We start from the raw sequence: 18,585 nt of genomic DNA, 5'->3' as shown, positions 1-18,585 counted from the left end.
CGGCGTTGTCGCTCGGCGGCACGTCCCGGCGGCTACGGCCGCCGGGACCCGCCCGTCTCCGCTTCCGCCGGGGCCGCGGCGAGGGCGGCTAGCCACTCGGCTGGCCAGGGCGCGCTCACCCGTTCCTCCCCCGGCGGCACGTGGACGACCGTGTAGCGGCCGGACGCGGCGAGCCGGCGCGGCCGGCCGTCGAACTCCTCGCCCCACACCTCGAACCGGAACGTCAGGGAGGACGTGCCGATGCGTGCCACGTCGAGGACCGTCGTCACCTCCTGCTGGAACCAGAGGGGGGAGGCGAAGTCGACCTCGTAGCGCACGCGGGGCGCGGCACCGAAATAGCCGACGACGCCACGCTCGCGCACCAGCGCCGCCTCGGCCGCCTCCACGAACCGCACCACCGCCGAGTTGTGGTAGTGCCCGGAGGCATCGGTGTCCGGCCACTCCACACGGCACCGGTGGACGGCGCGGGCCATTTCAGGAGCCATGGGTCGGCCTTCCGGGAAGCAGGGGGAAGTGATATCTCGTATTTTTCACGGCCGTCATTTAAAGTCAACACGTCGCCTCGCGGCGGCCCCGACACGGTCATCGGCCCGGCCGACGACATCGCCTACGACCCCGATCTCTCCGCCAAGTGGGACTACGAAGCCGAGATCGCGCTGGTCATGGGCCGGGCCGGGCGCTCGATCCCGGAAGAGAAGGCCATGGACCACGTCTTCGGCCTGCTCGTCGCAAACGACGTCTCCCAGCGCGATCTCCAGCGGGCGCACGGCGGCCAGTGGCTCAAGGGCAAGAGCATCGACGCGACCATGCCGCTCGGGCCGTGGCTGACGACGGCCGACGAGATCGACGACCTCACCGGCCTGCGGGTCCGGTGCGAGGTCAACGGCCGGCTGCTGCAGGACGCGAGCAGCGGGCAGATGGCCTTCTCCGTCCCCCGGATCATCGCCGAGCTGAGCCGCGGCATGACCCTGCGCGCCGGGGACGTGGTCCTCACCGGCACGCCGAGCGGCGTCGGCAACGCCCGCGACCCGCAGATCTTCCTCGCCGACGGCGATGTGGTCGTGACCCGGGTCAGCGGCCTCGGCGAACTCCGCAACACCGTGCGCCGGACCCGCCTCACCTGAGCGGAACCCCGCAATGGGCAAGGGGGGCTGCCGGACCACAAGGCCCGGCAGCCCCCCACTGTCCCGTAGCGGCTAGCCGCTAGCCGCTAGCCGCTAGCCGCGACGCCCCGCGGCCTGGTACTCGTCGTCCGCGGCGGGCGAGGAGCCGGCGTCCGCTCCCGGCTCCGCCCGGTCGGCGTGGCCCGGCCACCAGGCGGCGTGACCGATGAGCGCGGTGAGGCTCGGGGTGAAGAACATCGCCATGACGAACGCGGCGACCGCGATGCCGAAGGAGACCGCGAAGCCCATCTCCGTGAGCAGCGCGTTGCCCGCCAGCATCATGGTGGCGAAGGTCGCCGCCAGGATGAAGCCCGCCGCGGCCACCGTGGGCCCGGCGTGCCGCAGCGCCATCCCCGCCGCCTCGCGCGGCTCACGGCCCTCACGGGCCTCCTCACGGAGCCGGGCGATCATGAGGATGTTGTAGTCCGTGCCGATGGCGACCACGAAGAGATACATGATCACCGGGAGCATGAACATCAGCCCGGGCTTGTTCTGCGCCTCCTGGAAGATCCAGACCGTGGCACCGAGCGTGGCACCGAAGCCCAGCCCCACCGAGGCGATCAGGTACCAGGGAGCGACCACACTGCGCAGCAGCAGCCCCAGGATCACCATGATCAGCAGGGCGGCGACGGGGAACACCGTCCGGTAGTCGTGGTTGACCGCGGAGTCGATGTCCTTGTAGATCGAGGACATGCCGCCCACGACGGCCTCGGTGCCCTCCGGAGCGTTGGAGTGCGCGACGTCCCGCACCCGGCCCACGGAGTCGATCGCCTTGTCCGTGGACGCCTCGTACTTGAGCGTGACGGTGAAGTCCGCCGTGGTGCCGGCCTTGTTGACCTGGCTCATCCGGGCGCTCGCGACCCCGTCAACGGCCCCGAGCTTCGAGGCGTAGGCGTCGAACGCGGACCTGTCCAGGGGCTTGCCGTCGGTGCTGGAGAGGTAGACGTCGGTGGGCGCGGCGGCACCCGCCGAGTACGCCGTCTGCATCTGGTCCTGGACGACCATGGACTCCTTGGTCTTGGGCATCGAGCCCGACGCCAGGTCGAACGTGGCCTTGTAGCCGAGCGTGCCGAGCGACAGCACGATCAGGACGAGACCGGAGACCACCGCGGTCAGCGCCGGGCGGCGCTGCACACCACGGCCCAGGGCCGCGAAGCGCGCGTTGGCCGGTTCCTGCTGCCAGGACTTCGAGGGCCAGAACACCTTCGGCCCGATGAGCGAGACCACGGCCGGGATCAGGGTCAGCCCCGCGATCAGGGTGACCGAGACCGAGATCGCCAGCGCCGGGCCCATCTGCTTGAGGAAGCCCAGCGTGGACAGCACCAGCGCGAGGAAGGCGATGATGACCGCGCCGGCCGCCGAGGCGATGGCCTCACCGACCCGGTCGACCGCGTTGATCATGGCCTGCTTGGGTTCGTCACCCGCGCGCAGGCGTTCGCGGTAACGGAACATCAGGAACAGGAAGTAGTCCGTGCCCACGCCGAAGAGCACGACGATCAGGATCGACGAGACGGAACTGTTGGCCTGCAGGCCGAACAGCTTGGTGGCGTACGCGATCAGCCCGTTGGCGATGGCCGACACCACGCCGATCAGCAGGAGCGGCAGGAACGCCAGGATCGGCGCCCGGAAGATGATCAGCAGGGTCACCAGGATGATCACGAAGGTGCCGATGCCGATCAGCGCCTCACCGCGTTTGGACGAGTCCTGCTGGTCCAGGGCCTGTGCGGCCGAGCCGCCGAGCTTGACCTCCAGGTCCGTGCCCTTGGCCAGTTGCTTGACGTCGTCGCGCAACACCTTGGCCGCGTCCGCCTGGACGGGCTGGCCCGCCTTCTTGCTGTCCATCTGCACCAGGGTCAGGGTGTACCTGCCGTCCTTGGACGGCTGGCCGGGGACGACCTTCTGTACCTGATCGATGTGCTTGTCGCCCAGTTCGGTGGTGATCCGGGCGACGTCCTTCAGATCGGCGTCGCTGAGCTTGCCGCCGTCGGTGCGCTGGTACAGCGCTATCGCGGACGGCGTGAAGGCGCTGGGGAACGCCTTCTGCTGGAGATCGGCCGCTTTGATCGACTCGTAACTCTTGGGCAGGAAACTGCTTTCGTCGCTGTTCGAGGGCAGGCTCGGGGCGGTGGCGACGATCGCCACCGCCGCGATCAGCCATGCCACGATCGTCCAGACAGGATGCCGGACGACGGCAGTGCCAATACGTCGGAACATGCGGAAGGTCCTCCTGGGTAGGAAGATCACCGCAGCCCGGGGAGCGGACCCTGGCATCGGCGACCCCGACCGGCCCGCATCCAACGGGCCGGTCGCATAGATGTCTTGCGGTCATATCGTAGGGATCACAGGTGGAGATCGGTCCAGTGAGTTTCCGACACCACCACGAGCGCCGCGCGCGCGGCCCTGTCATCTGTACGGCAGGGGCCCGGTCGGCGACCATCGAAGACATGATCGCGGTACCGTCGACCGCCCGGAAGGCCGAACCATGTCAACGATCAGTCAATGGCAGCTGCGGGCCGAGTTCGCGGAACGGCTGTCGGCGATGTACGGGCGGGAGGTGCCCGCCTACACGACGCTGGTGGGCGTCTCGCGCGAGGTCAACGAGGACGTGCTGCGGTCCCGGGGAGCCGACGCCGAACGCCTCGGATCCATCGGCCGGGTGACCGCCGAACGGCACGGAGCCATCCGCGTCGGCACCCCGCGCGAACTGCGACAGGTCGCCCGGGTCTTCGGCGCCCTCGGCATGCACCCGGTCGGCTTCTACGACCTGCGGGAGGCCGCCGCCAGCGCCGTCCCCGTCGTCTCCACCGCCTTCCGGCCGGTCGACGGCGCGGAGCTCGCCCGCAACCCCTTCCGGGTGTTCACCTCCATGCTCACCGTCGCCGACCAGCGCTTCTTCGACCCCGACCTGCGCTCGCGCCTGGAGACCTTCCTGGCCGGCCGCGAGCTCTTTCCCCCGGAGCTGCTCACGCTGGCCGACCGCGCCGCGGCCGACCGCGAACTGCCGGCGGACGACGCCGAACGCTTCCTCCGACGGGCCGTGCGGGTCTTCGAGTTGTCCAGGGAACCCGTGGACCGGGCCTGGTACCGGACCCTGGAGCGGGTCTCCGCCGTCGCCGCCGACATCGGCGGGGTCCGCGGCACGCACATCAACCACCTCACCCCGCGCGTCCTGGACATCGACGAGCTGTACCGGCGCATGACCGACCGCGGTGTCGAGATGATCGACACCATCCAGGGCCCGCCGGCCTGGAAGGGCCCCGACGTCCTGCTGCGCCAGACCTCCTTCCGCGCCCTGGCCGAATCCCGCCCGATGCGCACCGAGGACGGCAGCGTCGTCAGCGGCTCCCTGAGGGTCCGCTTCGGCGAGGTCGAGGCCCGTGGCATCGCCCTCACCCGCGCCGGACGGGCCCACTACGACGAACTCCTCGGCCGCGTCGACGAGCAGGCGTCCCAGCACCCCACGGCGGCGCGCGGTGACCTCGCGCGCGCGATCTGGGAGCGGCACATGCCCGGCAGCGAGGAGGAACTCGCGGCGCGGGGCCTGGCGTACTTCACCTACCGGCTCGCCGACGGGCGGCCGCGCGACGGCGGCAGCCCGCCCGCCGACGTCGGCGAACTGGTCCGGCAGGGCTGGGTGCTGGCCGAGCCCGTCGTCTACGAGGACTTCCTGCCCCGCTCCGCCGCCGGCATCTTCCAGTCCAACCTCACCGGCGAGGGCACCCGCGACAACGACCAGCAGAGCACCGCCTACGACGCCGACTGGCTCTCCGGCGCCATCGACCGCGAGGTCCTAGACCCCTTCGCCCTCTACGAGCGGCAGCAGAACGGCTCCCTCGCCCAGGTCGCCCGCGCCCTGGGCCTCACCGGCACGCTCCGCTGACCCCCCACCCCCTGGAGGTCCCACGATGACCAGCACCGTGCTGCCCACCACGGACGACCTGCGCACCCGCGCCCGGAACCGCCTGCGGACCATCGGCGTGCAGGTCGCGGAGGGCGCCGACCTACCGGCCCGCACCCCCATCACCGGCGAGGACCTCTTCGGACTGAAGTCCGCAACCGGCGACGACGTCGAGGAGGCCCTCGCGGCCGCCCGTACCGCCTTCCTCACCTGGCGCACCACACCCGCTCCGCGCCGCGGCGAACTCGTGCGCAGGCTGGGGGAGTTGCTGCGTGAGCACAAGAGCGACCTGGCCGATCTCGTGACCGTCGAGGCGGGCAAGATCCGCTCCGAGGCACTCGGCGAGGTCCAGGAGATGATCGACATCTGCGACTTCGCGGTGGGCCTGTCCCGCCAGCTGTACGGCCGTACGATCGCCTCCGAACGCCCCGGCCACCGCCTGGCCGAGACCTGGCACCCGCTCGGCGTGGTCGGCGTCATCTCGGCCTTCAACTTCCCCGTCGCCGTGTGGTCCTGGAACACCGCCGTCGCCCTGGTCTGCGGCGACACGGTGGTCTGGAAGCCTTCGGAGCTCACCCCGCTGACCGCCCTGGCCTGCCACCACCTGCTCGCCCGGGCCGCCGACGAGACCGGCGCCCCCCGTGACGTACACCGTCTGCTGCTCGGTGACCGCACGGTCGGCGAGCGGCTCGTCGACGACCCCCGGGTGGCCCTCGTCAGCGCCACCGGCTCCACCCGCATGGGCCGTGCGGTCGGCCCGCGTGTCGCCGCCCGGTTCGGCCGCAGCCTGCTGGAGCTCGGCGGCAACAACGCCGCGATCGTCGCCCCCTCGGCCGACCTGGACCTGGCCGTCCAGAGCATCGTCTTCGCCGCGGCCGGCACCGCGGGCCAGCGCTGCACCACGCTGCGCCGCCTCATCGTCCACCGCGACATCGCCGACACCCTGGTGGAGCGCCTGACCGCGGTCTACGGCAGGCTTCCCGTCGGCAGTCCGTTCGACGACACGACGCTGGTCGGCCCGCTGATCTCCACCGCCGCCCTGGACGCCATGCACGACGCCCTCACCCGCGTCCAGGCGCACGGCGGCAAGATCCTGGCCGGCGGAAACCGGCGGCTGGCGGAGGCGGCACCGGCGGCCGCCTACACCGAGCCCGTCCTGGTGCGCGTCGACGAACAGACCGACGTGGTACGGGAGGAGACCTTCGCGCCGATCCTGTACGTCCTCACCTACGACACCCTCGACGAGGCGATCGCGCTGCACAACGACGTCCCGCAGGGCCTGTCGTCCAGCATCTTCACCCGGGACCAGCGGGAGGCCGAGATCTTCCTGTCCGCGGCCGGCTCCGACTGCGGCATCGCCAACGTCAACATCGGCACCTCCGGAGCGGAGATCGGCGGCGCCTTCGGCGGCGAGAAGGACACCGGCGGCGGCCGTGAGTCCGGTTCCGACGCCTGGAAGGCGTACATGCGCGCGGCCACCAACACGGTCAACTACTCCGGCGAACTCACCCTGGCCCAGGGCGTCAGCTTCCTCTGACGAGAACCTGGGAGCGGGCGGCGGCCCGTCTCACGTCCCCGGGAGCCGCTTCGCGATGTTCCCGACGACGGCCGCCGCGAGGTTCTCGGCGTCACCGCACAGCTTCTTCTCCGGCAGCGGGGCGTACACGGTCAGCTGGAACAGCTCCACGGTGTGGTCGCCGGCGGAGTCCGTGTACGTCCGGTGGGGTGTCCGTACGGTACAGCTGTCGTCCTCGGCCTCGTCCGCGACGAAGTAGCCGCGGGCGCCGGCGATTTCCACCGGATGCCCGTCGTCGGAGTCCAGTGAGTTGTCGCGGCTGAACTGGATCTCCACCTCGCGGTTGCCGTCGTCGCTGGACCAGTCGCAGTCCCAGCCGCCGAAGCCGCGGTCCCGGTTGTCCGCGTCGACGCCGGGCACGCGGGCGAGATCGGCCGCGCCGAGCAGGGCGCAGGCGTCGAGGCGGGCCAGGGAGTCCGCGGCGGGCCGGGCCGTGCGGCGGGGCACCGGGCCGTCGCCCAGAACGCCGACGACGTGGTCGGTCGCGGCGTCGGCCAGGTCGCAGGGGTCGGGCGCGACCTTCCCGAGCCTCTTCCCGACGATGCGGATCTGGTGGCGGTCGGCGGTCAGGACGGCCCGCTCGCAGGAGTCGTCGTCGGGTTTGAGGTCGACGACGGTGAGGTGCCCGACGACCCGGGTGGTGAGGTCGCCCTCGTAGTCGTCCTGGTCCGCGTCGAGATTGACCTGGACGTCGGCGTTGTCGTCGCCGTCGTTGTTCTTGACGAGGACGTCGCAGCGGTCGATCTCCCCGTAGTCCGGGTCCAGTTCGGTACCGCCGAATCGGCTGAGGGAGGCAGCGTCGAGCAGTTTGCAGGGGTCGGCCGTGCGGGCCTCGCCCATCGTGCCGGCGGCCCGCGCGGCGGCCGGCGGCTTCGCGTCCGCGGCGGTGCTCCCGGAGCCCGCGTCCTTCGTGTCCCACGGGGCGAGCAGGACCAGCCCGGCCGTGACCGCGGCCACCGTGGCCACGGCCCCGACGAGCAGCGGGCGGCGGCGACGGCGTACCGGGCGGGGCAGCCGGAGCGTGAGCGGGGTGAGGTCGATGGTGCGCCGGTCGTGCAGGTGCGCGGGCGGACCGGCCGCCTTCAGCAGGAGCCTGCGCGCCCGCGCTGCGTCGGGGCGGTGCCGGGGCTCCAACGCCAGCAGCGCGGCGAGCGGTTCGGCCAGCGGGCCGGCCCGGCGCGCGGTCTCGATATGTCCCTCGATCGCCCGGGCGACGTACGCCATCGGGTGCTCGGCCTCCCCGTACGGCGACCGGCCCTCGACCGCCGCGAACAGTGCGGCGCCCAGCGAGAACACGTCGGCCTTCTCGCCGGGCTGTTCCCCCCTGGCCACCTCGGGAGCCAGATATCGGGGTTTGCCGCGCACCCCGCCCGTCACGCTCTGGGTGGCGTCGCTCCACAGGGCCCGGGAGATCCCGAAGTCGGTGAGCCGCGCGACTCCCTCGGCGGTGACCAGGATGTTCTCCGGAGTCACATCGCCGTGCACCACGCCCTCGGCATGCGACTTCGCCAGCGCGTCCGCTATCTGGCAGCCGACGGAGCCGACGTCCTCGGGGGAGAGCGGACCGTCCTCGGCCATGACCTGGGCGAGGCTGCGCGAGGGCACGTACTCCATGACGATCCAGCAGGTGGCGCCCTCGTCGACGAAGTCGAAGACGCCCACGATGCTCGGATGGTGCAGGCGCCCCGCGTTGCGCGCCTCGCCCATCAGCCGCTGCGCGGCCTTCGGGTCGTCCAGGCGCGCGCACTTGACCGCGACCCGCCGCCGCAACCGCTCGTCCCAGGCCTGCCAGACGACACCCATGCCGCCCCGGCCGATGGCCTCCCGCAGCACGTAACGGCCGGAGATCCTGTCTCCGGCCTCGGGTTCTACCAGCACCGCCCCGCCCCTCGCCGCACGTCACCCGCGTGGTGGTAACTCACGGTGGCGGAGTGTAGTCACCCGTGATCTGCCCCACAGGGCCTGACGGAGACCGGCCCAGAACCCTCACAACACGCGTCACACCAACGGGTCGTCCAACCCTCCGGCGACAGCATCGTCGTGGCCGCCGCCCGGCGTGCCGGCCGCTCCCGCGGGCAGCAGAAAGGCGGTGAGCGCGGCCGTGTCGTCCTGCAACTGGTCGCCGCTGTAGGCCAGCAGATCCTGATGGAGCCGTTCCAGCAGCTCCGGGGGCGGCATCGGACCCCACGAGCGCAGCCGCTGGAGCAGGGGGTAGAAGGAACCGTCCGGGTCGCGGGTCTCGGTGACGCCGTCCGTGTAGAGCAGCAGTTGGTCGCCCGGGCCGAAGGCGTAGGTGTCGACGTGATAGGGGTCCCCGACGAGCATGCCGAGGTTCAGGGGCGGCCCCGACCGCCCCCGGTCCAGCTCGTTCACCTCGCCGGGGCGGATGAGCAGCGGCGGCGGATGGCCGCAGTTGAGGACGCGGACGACCCTCTCGTCGTCGGGGATCTCGGCGAAGACTGCGGTGACGAACCGCTCGCCCGTCTCGCTGCCGCCCAGCTGGTGCGCCCGGCGCGTCATGCTGATGTCCACCCGCTCGACCAGGGCGTTGAGGTCGGCTTCGTCGTGCGCGGCCTCGCGGAACGCGCCCAGCATCGCGGCCGCGGTCTCCACCGCGAGCAGGCCCTTGCCGCGCACGTCACCGATGAGCAGCCGGACCCCGTACGCGGTCGGCACGGCCTCGTAGAGGTCGCCGCCGATCCGTGCCTCCGCGGCGGCGGACAGGTAGAAGCTCTCCAGCAGCAGGTTCCCGATCCGGTACGGGACCGGTCTGAGCAGGACGCGCTGGGCGATCTCGGCCACGAACCGGACGTTTGCCAGGGTGCGTTCCCGGCGGATCCGGTGCGCGGCCAGGATCGTGCCCAGGGCGCCCACCAGGGCCGTACACGCGTAGGCCGCGACATAGTGCCGTTCCCAGAGGTAGCCGACGTCGCGTCCCGCGCAGCACGGGGTTCCGGCCAGTAAAAGTTCGAGGCCGATGCCGAAGACGGTGGCGCCGGCGACGACGACCGGTGGGTGCGCGAAGGCGGTCACCACGGGGAGGGCGATCAGCGCGAAGCTGACCGGCCACTGCACGGGGGTGACCGGTTCGATCAGCAGTACACCGACGACGTACAGGACCGGGAGCCAGCGCATCCACGCGGGGGGCGCGGGCAGTGCTGAGTTGCGACCGTCGTGCCTCACCCGGGACTCCTGGCATACGAATCTCGACAAGAGGCCCAGCCTCTCGGGCCGCCGCCCGCCGCGCCGGTGATTGCTCCACCCAGCGGCATGTTCCGGCGACTGCGGCAGCATTCGCGCTCGACATCGAAACATTCGAGGATTTGGGGAGCGTCAACACGATCTTGAATTGGCTGATTGTCGACAGAGTCGATCGCCGATGCGCCCGCCATGTATGTGAAGTGCGAAAACGGATGATCAGGTGAATCGAAGGTTTCGAAATAATTACCGAAACTGTTGACAGGTGACATGGGCAGACCAACACTCCCCACCAAGCCACACCCGCACAGGCCATACGAGGAGGCACCGCATGAACCCGCTCGACCACGCACTGAGCCGCCGGAGCGCCGGCGCCCTGCTGCTGGGCGCCGCCGCCGGGCTGGCCCTGCCCGGTACCGCCCGCGCCGCCACCGTCATCACCACGAACCAGACCGGCACCAACAACGGCTACTACTACTCGTTCTGGACCGACGCACAGGGCACCGTCTCCATGACCCTGGGCTCCGGCGGCAACTACAGCACCAGCTGGCGCAACACCGGCAACTTCGTCTGCGGCAAGGGCTGGAGCACCGGCGCCCGCCGCAACGTCACCTACTCGGGCAGCTTCAGCCCGTCCGGCAACGGCTACCTGTCCCTGTACGGCTGGACGTCCAACCCGCTCGTCGAGTACTACATCGTCGACAACTGGGGCACCTACCGGCCCACCGGCACGTACAAGGGCAGCGTCACCAGCGACGGCGGCACCTACGACATCTACCTGACGACGCGGTACAACGCCCCGTCCGTTGAAGGCACCAGGACCTTCAACCAGTACTGGAGCGTCCGCCAGTCGAAGCGCACCGGCGGCACCATCACCACCGGCAACCACTTCGACGCCTGGGCCAGGGCCGGCATGTCCCTCGGCAGCTTCAGCTACTACCAGATCCTCGCGACCGAGGGCTACCAGAGCAGCGGCAGCTCCACCATCACGGTCGCCTGATGAGCGCGGTAGCGGAGCGCTCGTTACGTCCGTCCCCTGATCGCAACCGCCGCCGCGGTCGCGCTGGCCGCCGCGGGCACCCTTGCCGTCGGCGCCGTCCCCGCCCACGCCGCCACCTGCACCGGCTACGTCGGTCTCACCTTCGACGACGGACCGTCCACCGCCCACACGCCGGGCCTGCTCAGCGCCCTCAAAGCGAACGGGCTGCGGGCCACCCTGTTCAACGAGGGCCAGTACGCGGCCGCCTACCCGGCCCAGGTCCGGGCCGAGGTGAGCGCGGGCATGTGGGTCGGCAACCACAGCTACACCCACCCGCACCTGACCCAGCAGACCCAGGCGGGGATCGACTCGGAGATCTCCCGCACCCAGTCGGCCATCGCCGGTGCAGGCGGCGGGACACCCGTCCTGTTCCGGCCGCCGTACGGCGAGACCAACGCGACCGTGCGCACGGTCGAGGCCAAGTACGGGCTGACCGAGATCATCTGGGACGTCGACTCGCAGGACTGGAACGGCGCGAGCACCGACGCGATCGTGCAGGCCGTCTCACGGCTCACCAGCGGTCAGATCATCCTCATGCACGAGTGGCCGGCCAACACGCTCGCCGCGATCCCGCGCATCGCGGGGACCCTCACGGCCAAGGGACTGTGTTCCGGCCGGATCTCCCCGGGAACCGGCCGCGCGGTCGCGCCCTGACGGCAACGGCACGAGTGGCGCGGCGGCCCGTCAACCGCCGCGCCATCCTCATGAATTCGGATGAACGGGATCTTTCGCGTGCTCTCCGCCGCTAGGTTCGTGGTCGTGGACTACTACGACCTGGGCAGTCACAGCCGGCGCGTGACGACGTCGTCCCCCGAGGCGCAGACGTGGTTCGACCGGGGGCTCGTCTGGACCTACGCCTTCAACCACGAGGAGGCCGTCCGCTGTTTCGAGGCGGCCGGCACGGCCGATCCGGAATGCGCCATGGCCGACTGGGGCGTGGCCTATGCCCTCGGCCCCAACTACAACAAGCCCTGGGAGTTCTTCGACCAGGAGGACCTGGCGCGCACGGTCGAGCGCACGCACGCCGCCGTGGAGCGCGCCCACGCCAAAGCCGCCCACGCGACCCCCGTGGAGCGCGCCCTCGTCGAGGCGCTGCGCGCCCGCTACCCGCAGACCGCGGCACCCGACGCGGAGGCATGCTCGGTGTGGAACACGGCCTACGCCGACAGCATGCGCGGGGTGTACGAACTGGCGCCCGACGACCTCGACGTGGCCACCCTGTACGCCGACGCCCTGATGAACCTCACCCCCTGGCAGCTCTGGGACATCCGCGGCGGCCGGCCGGCCGAGGGCGCCCGGACGCCGGAGGCCAAGGCCGTACTGGAGCGGGCCCTCGGGACCGAGGAGGGCACCCGCCACCCCGGCCTGCTGCACCTCTACGTCCACCTGATGGAGATGTCACCGACCCCCGAGACCGCCCTGCCCGTCGCCGACCTGCTGCGCGACCTCGTCCCCGATGCCGGGCACCTCCAGCACATGCCCTCGCACCTGGAAGTCCTCTGCGGCGACTACCGGCGCGTGGTCTCCGACAACGCCGCGGCCGCCGCCGCCGACGAGAAGTACCACGCCCGCGCCGGCGCGATGAACTTCTACACCCTCTACCGCTGCCACAACCTGCACTTCCGGATCTACGGCGCGATGTTCCTGGGCCGCCTCCAGGACGCCCTCGCCACGGCCGACCGGCTCGAAGCCGCCGTACCCGAAGAGCTGCTGCGCGTGAAGAGCCCGCCGATGGCCGACTGGCTGGAGGGCTTCCTGGCGATGCGGGTGCACGTCCTGATCCGGTTCGGCCGCTGGGACGACATCCTGCGCCTGCCGCTGCCCGCCGACCCCCGGCTGTACTGCGTGACCACCGCGATGCTGCACTACGCGCGCGGTGTCGCCCACTCCGCCACCGGCCGGACCGCCGAGGCCGAGGCAGACCGCGCCCGCTTCCGGGAGGCGGCCGCCGCCGTCCCCGCGACCCGCATGCTGTTCAACAACACCTGCGCCGACATCCTGGCCATCGCCGCCGCCATGCTCGACGGCGAACTCGCCTACCGCAAGGGCGACTTCGACACCGCCTTCACCGCCCTGCGCCGCTCGATCGACCTCGACGACAACCTTCCCTACGACGAACCCTGGGGCTGGATGCAGCCCACCCGGCACGCCTACGGCGCCCTGCTCCTGGAGCGCGGCCGGGTCGAGGAGGCCGAGGCGGTCTACCGGGCCGATCTCGGCCTGGACGACACCCTGCCCCGGCCGCTGCAGCACCCCGGCAACGTCTGGTCCCTGCACGGCTTCCACGAATGCCTCCAGCGGCTCGGCAAGGAGGGGGAGGCGCGGATCGTGGCCCAGCAGCTGAAGCTCGCGACGGCGACCGCGGACGTGCCGATCGACGCGTCCTGCTTCTGCCGGACCGACTGCTGCGGTACGCCTTAGGGCGTCCGCTCAGAGCGTCCGCGCGACCAGCAGTGCCACGTCGTCGTGGTCGTCCGGGTGACGCAGGCCGTGCAGCAGCAGGTCGCAGGTCTCCTCCAGCGGCCGGTCCGGCTCGTCCAGGAAGCCGAGCAGCACGCCGAGACGGTCGTCGATGGGATGGCGACGGGTCTCGACGAGGCCGTCGGTGTACAGGACCAGGAGGTCGCCTGCGGCCAGGTCGACGGTGGTGGTCTCGAACGGGATGCCGCCGACACCGAGCGGGGCGGCAGGCGGCAGCTCCAGCAGGGCCGGCGGCCCTCCGGAGCGCACCAGTGCGGGCGGCATGTGGCCCGCGTTGGCGATCTCGCAGCTCCGGGTGCGCGGGTCGTACACCGCGTAGAGACAGGTGACGATGTAGTGCTCCAGATCGCAGGTGATCTTGTCCAGGTGCTGGAGCACCGCGGCCGGGGGCAGCTCCAGGTCAGCGTAGGCGCAGGTCGCGGTCCGCAGCCGGCCCATGGTGGCGGCCGCGTCGATGCCGTTGCCCATCACGTCACCGACGACCAGCGCGGTCCGGTCCTCCGACAGCGGGATCACGTCATACCAGTCGCCGCCGACCTCGCTGGTCGCCTGGGCGGGCTGGTAGCGGGAGGCCAGTTCGAGGCCCGTGTGGTGCGGCGGGTGGTCGGGGAGCAGACTGCGCTGAAGGGTGAGGGCGGTGTTGCGGACGCTCTGGAACCAGCGGGCGTTGTCGATGGCCACGGCGGCACGGCCGGCCAGCTCCATGGCGAGGACGACGTCGTCCTGGTCGAAGGGCAGCGGGTTGCGCGTCCGCTTCAGGTCCAGGGCGCCGAGCACCTCCCCGTGGGCGATCAGCGGCACCGCGAGATACGAGTGCACACCGGCCTGCGCCAGCAGCTCGCCCGCCTCCGCGTTCCGGGCGATGCGTGGCAGATCGTGTGCGCCGACCTGCGGGACCAGGACCGGCCGCGCGGTGTGCACACACAGCGTGACCAGCCGGTCGCCTTCGTAGGCCGCGAGGTCACCGGGCGGGTCGGCGGCCCGCAGCGCGACCGTCGGATGGGCCGCCTCGAGGGCGAGGGCACGGAACAGCTCGGGGCCGTTCTCCGGTCTGCGGGAGCGGCGCAGCGCCAGCGCCGAGTCCAGTACGTCCACCGCGACCACGTCCGCGAGGACCGGGGTGGCGATCTCGGCCAGCTCGTGCGCCGTGCGCTCCACCTCCAGCGACGTGCCCACCCGGGCCGAGGCCTCCGCGATGAGGGCGAGCCGGCGCCGGGCCCGGTCGGCCTCGGCGGCCGCCCGGTGCCGCTCGGTGACGTCGACGACCGAGGTCGCCGCGCCCAGGACGCGGCCGCCGGGATCCTCCAGCCGGTAGAACGACAGCGACCAGGCGTGCTCGTGCTCGGGATCGGTCGGCGGACGGCCCACGTGGTACTGGTCGAGGAGCGGAGTGCCGGTGGTGAGCACCTGGCGCAGCGCCGATTCGACACTGTCGATGTCGGGCAACGGCAGGGTCTCCCGCAGATGGCGGCCGATGTGCTCCTCGGCGGGGACGCCGTCGATCCGCTCCAGCGCCGGGTTCACCAGGAGATAGCGCAGATCCGGGTCGAGAAGGGCCAGGCCGATCGGGGACTGGTTGATCAGCCGCTCGCACAGCGCCAGGTCGGTCTCCACCCGCTGCAGCATGGTGTGGTCGGCCACGATGCCCAGTGCGTACACGTCGCCGAGATCGTCCAGCAGCCGCATGGTGCGGAACTCCATCAGCCGGCTGCCGCCGTCCTTGCACCGGACAGGGAAGGCACCGGCCCAGCTGTGGCCGGTCTCCAGCACCTCCATGAACAGGTTCACCGCGGCCTTCAGATGCTCCGGGTGTACGAGCAGTCGCGCCGCGTTCTTGCCCAGGGCCTCCTCGGCCGTGTAGCCGAAGAGGTCCTCGGCCTGCGGGGTCCAGAACACGATCCGGCCCTGCGAGTCCAGGGCCACCGCGGCCACGCTGAGCACGTCCAGCAGACCGGTCGGACGCACTCCGCCGAGGCCGTACCCCTCACGGCCGGTGCCGTCCGGGCCACCGGACCGCAGGAATCCCACAGCCATCCCTCAACCACCTCCACCGGCCGGCGGGCCGACACCGCTGCCGCGGCACTTCCATGCTGCCCCCGGCTGCCCGACCGCGCCGACCCGGGCCGAGTACCCCGATCCGCGTGGGGCTCCCGCCCCGCGGCCGCGTGACCTCCCGCCCGCGTTCCCCCGGGTGCTGTGCGTATCGACTGGACAAGCAGGAACATTGGGGTACGTAGAGGATGTAGCCAATGGATTTTCCGCGAGAAGATTTCGACGTGCCGCCCACCATGGGCCCGCGCGACCTCCTCGACGCCTCCAGCGACGCGGCGGCGGTGCTGTCGGCCGAGGGCGTCGTGATCGGCTGGACCCGTGGTGCCGAGGCCCTGCTCGGCCGCCCGGCCGCCGAGGTGGTGGGCCGTCCCGCGGCACAGCTGCTCGCCATGCGTGCCGACCCGGCGCGCGCCGCCGGAGTCGCCGCGCGGTGCCGCTCCGGCATGGGATGGAGCGGGCTCATCCCGGTACGGCACCGCGACGGCCACACCCTCGACGTGGACCTGCGGGTCTCCGCGGCCTTCGACATCGACGGAGACGAGTGTTTCCTCCTCTCCGCCCGTGAGCGGCGGCCGCAGTGGACGGTGGGCCAGTCCGTCCTCGACGGGTTCCTGACCCGCTCGCCGATCGGCCTGGCCCTGATGAACCCGGAGCTGCGCTACGTGTGGCTGAACGACACCCTGGAGCGCTTCGGCGGAGTGCCCCGGGAGCAGCGCCTGGGCCGCCGGCTGAGCGAGCTGCTGCCCGGGCTGCAGGCGACCACCATCGAAGGCCTGATGCGCAAGGTGCTCACCACCCGGGAGCCGGTCAAGGACTACGAGTACCTCGGCTGGAGCTGGTCCGATCCGCACCGCCAGCGCGCCTACTCCACCTCGTTCTTCCCGCTCGTCGACGCCGACGACTCGGTGACCGGGGTCTGCTACATGGTCTCCGACGTCACCGAGCGCTGGAACGCCCGCCAACGGCTGTCGATGGTCAACGAGGCCGGCACCAGGGTCGGCACCACCCTCGACGTGCTGCGCACCGCCCAGGAACTCGCCGACTTCGCCGTGCCCCGCTTGGCCGACTTCGTCGTCGTCGACCTCCTGGAGCCCGTTCTCGCCACCGGGGACCACGGCACCTGGCTGAGCGACGCCGGCCCGGTGCCCACCGGGCCGGTGATGCGGCGTGCCGCGCTGAAGACCGTCCGGGACGGCAACCCGGAGGCCGTGGCGCACGTCGGCGACCCGGTGGACTTCCTGCCCCCGACGTACGGCATCGACCTGCTCGTCGACGGCGAGCCGATCCTCATCCCCGAGCTCGACCCGGAGGACCCCCTGTGGCTTGCCGAGGAGCCCGAGCGGACCTCGCGCATGAGGGAGTTCGGACTGCACTCCCTCATCTCGGTGCCGATGCGGGCCCGCAACACCGCCCTGGGTCTCGCCACGTTCGCCCGCTCGCTCAACCCGGCCTCCTTCCAGCCCGACGACGTCCTGCTCGCCCAGGAGCTGGTCGCGCGCGCCGCCGTCTGCGTCGACAACGCCCGCCGCTACACCAGGGAGCACACGGCGGCCGTCACCCTCCAGCGCAGTCTGCTGCCCCAGGCCCTGACCGGCGGTACGGCCCTGGAGGTGGCGTCCTCCTATCTGCCGGCGGACGCGTCGGACGGTGTCGGCGGTGACTGGTTCGACGTGATCCCGCTGTCCGGCGCCCGGGTCGGTCTGGTCGTCGGCGACGTGGTCGGCCACGGCCTCACCGCGGCGGCGAGCATGGGCCGGCTGCGCACCGCGGTCCAGACCCTCGCCGACATGGAGTTGCCCCCCGACGAACTCCTCGCCCACCTCGACGACCTGGTGCTGCGGCTGGGGGAGGAGGAGAGCGGGAGCACGGCCTCCCAGGACAGCACGGCCACGTTCGTCGGGGCGACCTGTCTGTACGCGGTCTACGATCCGGTGACCCGGCGGTGTGCCATGGCCCGGGCCGGGCACCCGCCGCCGGTCGTCGTGGCACCCGACGGGCGGGCCTGGTTCGCCGAGATGCCCGCCGGCCCACCGCTCGGGCTCGGCGGCATGGCCTTCGAGGCCACCGAGATCGAACTCGCCGAGAACAGCCTGCTCGGCCTCTACACCGACGGCCTCATCGAAGGCACCGACCAGGACGTCGAACGGGGCATGGCCCGTCTCCGCGCCGCACTGGCCTGCCCCGGCGCCGACCTCGCCACGCTGTGCACGGCCACCGTGGAGCAACTGCTCCCCGTGCCCCAGCCCGACGACATCGCCCTGCTCCTGGCCCGCACCCACGCCCTGGGCGCCGACGACGTGGTGTCCTGGGAGGTGCCGGTGGACCCGGCCGCCGTCGCCGACTTCCGGGCCCGGGCGGCCCGCCAGGTGGTGGCATGGGGCTACGACGAGCTGGCCATGACCACCGAACTCATCGTCAGCGAACTGGTCACCAACGCCATCCGCTACGCCGCACCGCCCATCCGGCTGAAACTGTTGCGGGACTCCCGGCTGACCTGCGAGGTCGCCGACGCCAGCAGCACCGCACCCCGGCTGCGGCACGCCCGCAGCATGGACGAGGGCGGCCGCGGCCTCTTCCTGGTGGCCCAGCTCGCCCACCGCTGGGGCGCCCGCTACACCGGGGAGGGCAAGATCATCTGGGCGGAGCAGGAGATCCCGGGGGACTAGGGCCCTTCTGATGGCTCTTGGACGATGTCGCGAAGCCAGATGACGATCGCGGTGACGGTCAGGGTGCCGTTGAAGATGTAGTCGCGCTTGTCATACCGGGTGGCCACCGCGCGGAACTGCTTCCACTTGTTCACGCACCGCTCGACTGCGTTGCGACGGCGGTACTGGGCCTTGTCGAAGGCCGGGGGCCGGCCACCGGCTCGTCCCCGGCGCTTGCGATGGGCCCGCTGGTCATCGGGCTGCGCGATGGTGGCTTTGATCCCGCGCCGCCGCAGGTAGGCGCGGTTGTCACGGCTGGAGTACGCCTTGTCGCCGCGCACCCGGTCCGGTCGGCTGCGCGGGCGGCCCGTGCCGCGGCGCCGGATGCGTAAGCCGTCCAGCACCGGGGCGAACATCGGGCTGTCACCCCGCTGGCCGGGCGAGGTCAGCCAGTGCAGCGGGCGGGCCCGGTCGTCGGAGAGCAGATGGACCTTGCTGGTCAGCCCGCCCCGTGAGCGCCCCAACGCCTCGCG

General features: G+C 71.6%; 12 protein-coding genes and 1 pseudogene. 7 read left to right on the top strand and 6 right to left on the bottom strand.

From position 1 onward, the window contains the following. Window positions 1-32 precede the first annotated feature (32 nt). On the bottom strand, window positions 33-446 hold the full coding sequence (locus tag ACGFZQ_RS34655; protein ID WP_393843677.1) for an acyl-CoA thioesterase: 414 nt from the start codon (window positions 444-446) through the stop codon (window positions 33-35). A gap of 9 nt (window positions 447-455) precedes the next feature. On the opposite strand from ACGFZQ_RS34655, the gene ACGFZQ_RS34650 reads away from it, so the two are divergent. Then, complete coding sequence (locus tag ACGFZQ_RS34650; RefSeq protein ID WP_393843676.1) at window positions 456-1,124, top strand: fumarylacetoacetate hydrolase family protein; 669 nt, start codon at window positions 456-458, stop codon at window positions 1,122-1,124. A 93-nt stretch (window positions 1,125-1,217) separates the two neighbouring features. On the opposite strand, the gene ACGFZQ_RS34645 is transcribed toward ACGFZQ_RS34650, so the two are convergent. Then, window positions 1,218-3,377, bottom strand: coding sequence for an MMPL family transporter (locus tag ACGFZQ_RS34645; RefSeq protein ID WP_393843675.1), 2,160 nt, complete (start codon window positions 3,375-3,377; stop codon window positions 1,218-1,220). Between the two features lie 268 nt (window positions 3,378-3,645). Here ACGFZQ_RS34645 and ACGFZQ_RS34640 point away from each other — a divergent pair, with 268 nt between their 5' ends. Together ACGFZQ_RS34640 and ACGFZQ_RS34635 are read left to right on the top strand one after the other, a co-directional pair. Next, window positions 3,646-5,043, top strand: coding sequence for a 2-oxoadipate dioxygenase/decarboxylase family protein (locus ACGFZQ_RS34640; RefSeq protein WP_393843674.1), 1,398 nt, complete (start codon window positions 3,646-3,648; stop codon window positions 5,041-5,043). 25 nt (window positions 5,044-5,068) lie between these two features. Beyond that, complete coding sequence (locus ACGFZQ_RS34635) at window positions 5,069-6,598, top strand: aldehyde dehydrogenase family protein (RefSeq protein WP_393843673.1); 1,530 nt, start codon at window positions 5,069-5,071, stop codon at window positions 6,596-6,598. Between the two features lie 30 nt (window positions 6,599-6,628). Here ACGFZQ_RS34635 and ACGFZQ_RS34630 read toward each other — a convergent pair whose 3' ends face one another. Continuing rightward, window positions 6,629-8,515, bottom strand: coding sequence for a protein kinase (locus ACGFZQ_RS34630; protein WP_393843672.1), 1,887 nt, complete (start codon window positions 8,513-8,515; stop codon window positions 6,629-6,631). Window positions 8,516-8,635: 120 nt separating this feature from the next. Continuing rightward, on the bottom strand, window positions 8,636-9,772 hold the full coding sequence (locus tag ACGFZQ_RS34625) for a PP2C family protein-serine/threonine phosphatase (protein WP_393843849.1): 1,137 nt from the start codon (window positions 9,770-9,772) through the stop codon (window positions 8,636-8,638). Window positions 9,773-10,166: 394 nt separating this feature from the next. On the opposite strand from ACGFZQ_RS34625, the gene ACGFZQ_RS34620 reads away from it, so the two are divergent. The 3 genes and pseudogenes from ACGFZQ_RS34620 (at window position 10,167) to ACGFZQ_RS34610 (ending at window position 13,295) form a co-directional block, all read left to right on the top strand. Beyond that, window positions 10,167-10,835 (top strand): glycoside hydrolase family 11 protein, encoded by a 669-nt coding sequence (locus ACGFZQ_RS34620; protein ID WP_393843671.1) that lies wholly within the window; start codon window positions 10,167-10,169, stop codon window positions 10,833-10,835. A 39-nt stretch (window positions 10,836-10,874) separates the two neighbouring features. Then, a pseudogene (locus ACGFZQ_RS34615) lies at window positions 10,875-11,525 on the top strand (polysaccharide deacetylase family protein); the annotation flags it as partial. A 63-nt stretch (window positions 11,526-11,588) separates the two neighbouring features. Then, complete coding sequence (locus ACGFZQ_RS34610; protein ID WP_393843670.1) at window positions 11,589-13,295, top strand: hypothetical protein; 1,707 nt, start codon at window positions 11,589-11,591, stop codon at window positions 13,293-13,295. A gap of 9 nt (window positions 13,296-13,304) precedes the next feature. On the opposite strand, the gene ACGFZQ_RS34605 is transcribed toward ACGFZQ_RS34610, so the two are convergent. Beyond that, entirely contained in the window at window positions 13,305-15,389 is a 2,085-nt protein-coding gene (locus ACGFZQ_RS34605; protein WP_393843669.1) for a SpoIIE family protein phosphatase, read from the bottom strand. Window positions 15,390-15,604: 215 nt separating this feature from the next. On the opposite strand from ACGFZQ_RS34605, the gene ACGFZQ_RS34600 reads away from it, so the two are divergent. Continuing rightward, complete coding sequence (locus tag ACGFZQ_RS34600; RefSeq protein WP_393843668.1) at window positions 15,605-18,073, top strand: SpoIIE family protein phosphatase; 2,469 nt, start codon at window positions 15,605-15,607, stop codon at window positions 18,071-18,073. Here ACGFZQ_RS34600 and ACGFZQ_RS34595 read toward each other — a convergent pair. Next, on the bottom strand, window positions 18,070-18,585 hold a 516-nt coding region (locus ACGFZQ_RS34595; protein ID WP_393843667.1), incomplete at its 5' end, for an IS5 family transposase. The two genes, ACGFZQ_RS34600 and ACGFZQ_RS34595, sit on opposite strands and share 4 nt — an antisense overlap.

The sequence above is a fragment of the Streptomyces sp. NPDC048254 genome (assembly GCF_043201895.1).
Taxonomy (GTDB): domain Bacteria; phylum Actinomycetota; class Actinomycetes; order Streptomycetales; family Streptomycetaceae; genus Streptomyces.
This window is presented reverse-complemented; position numbering and strand designations above follow the sequence as displayed.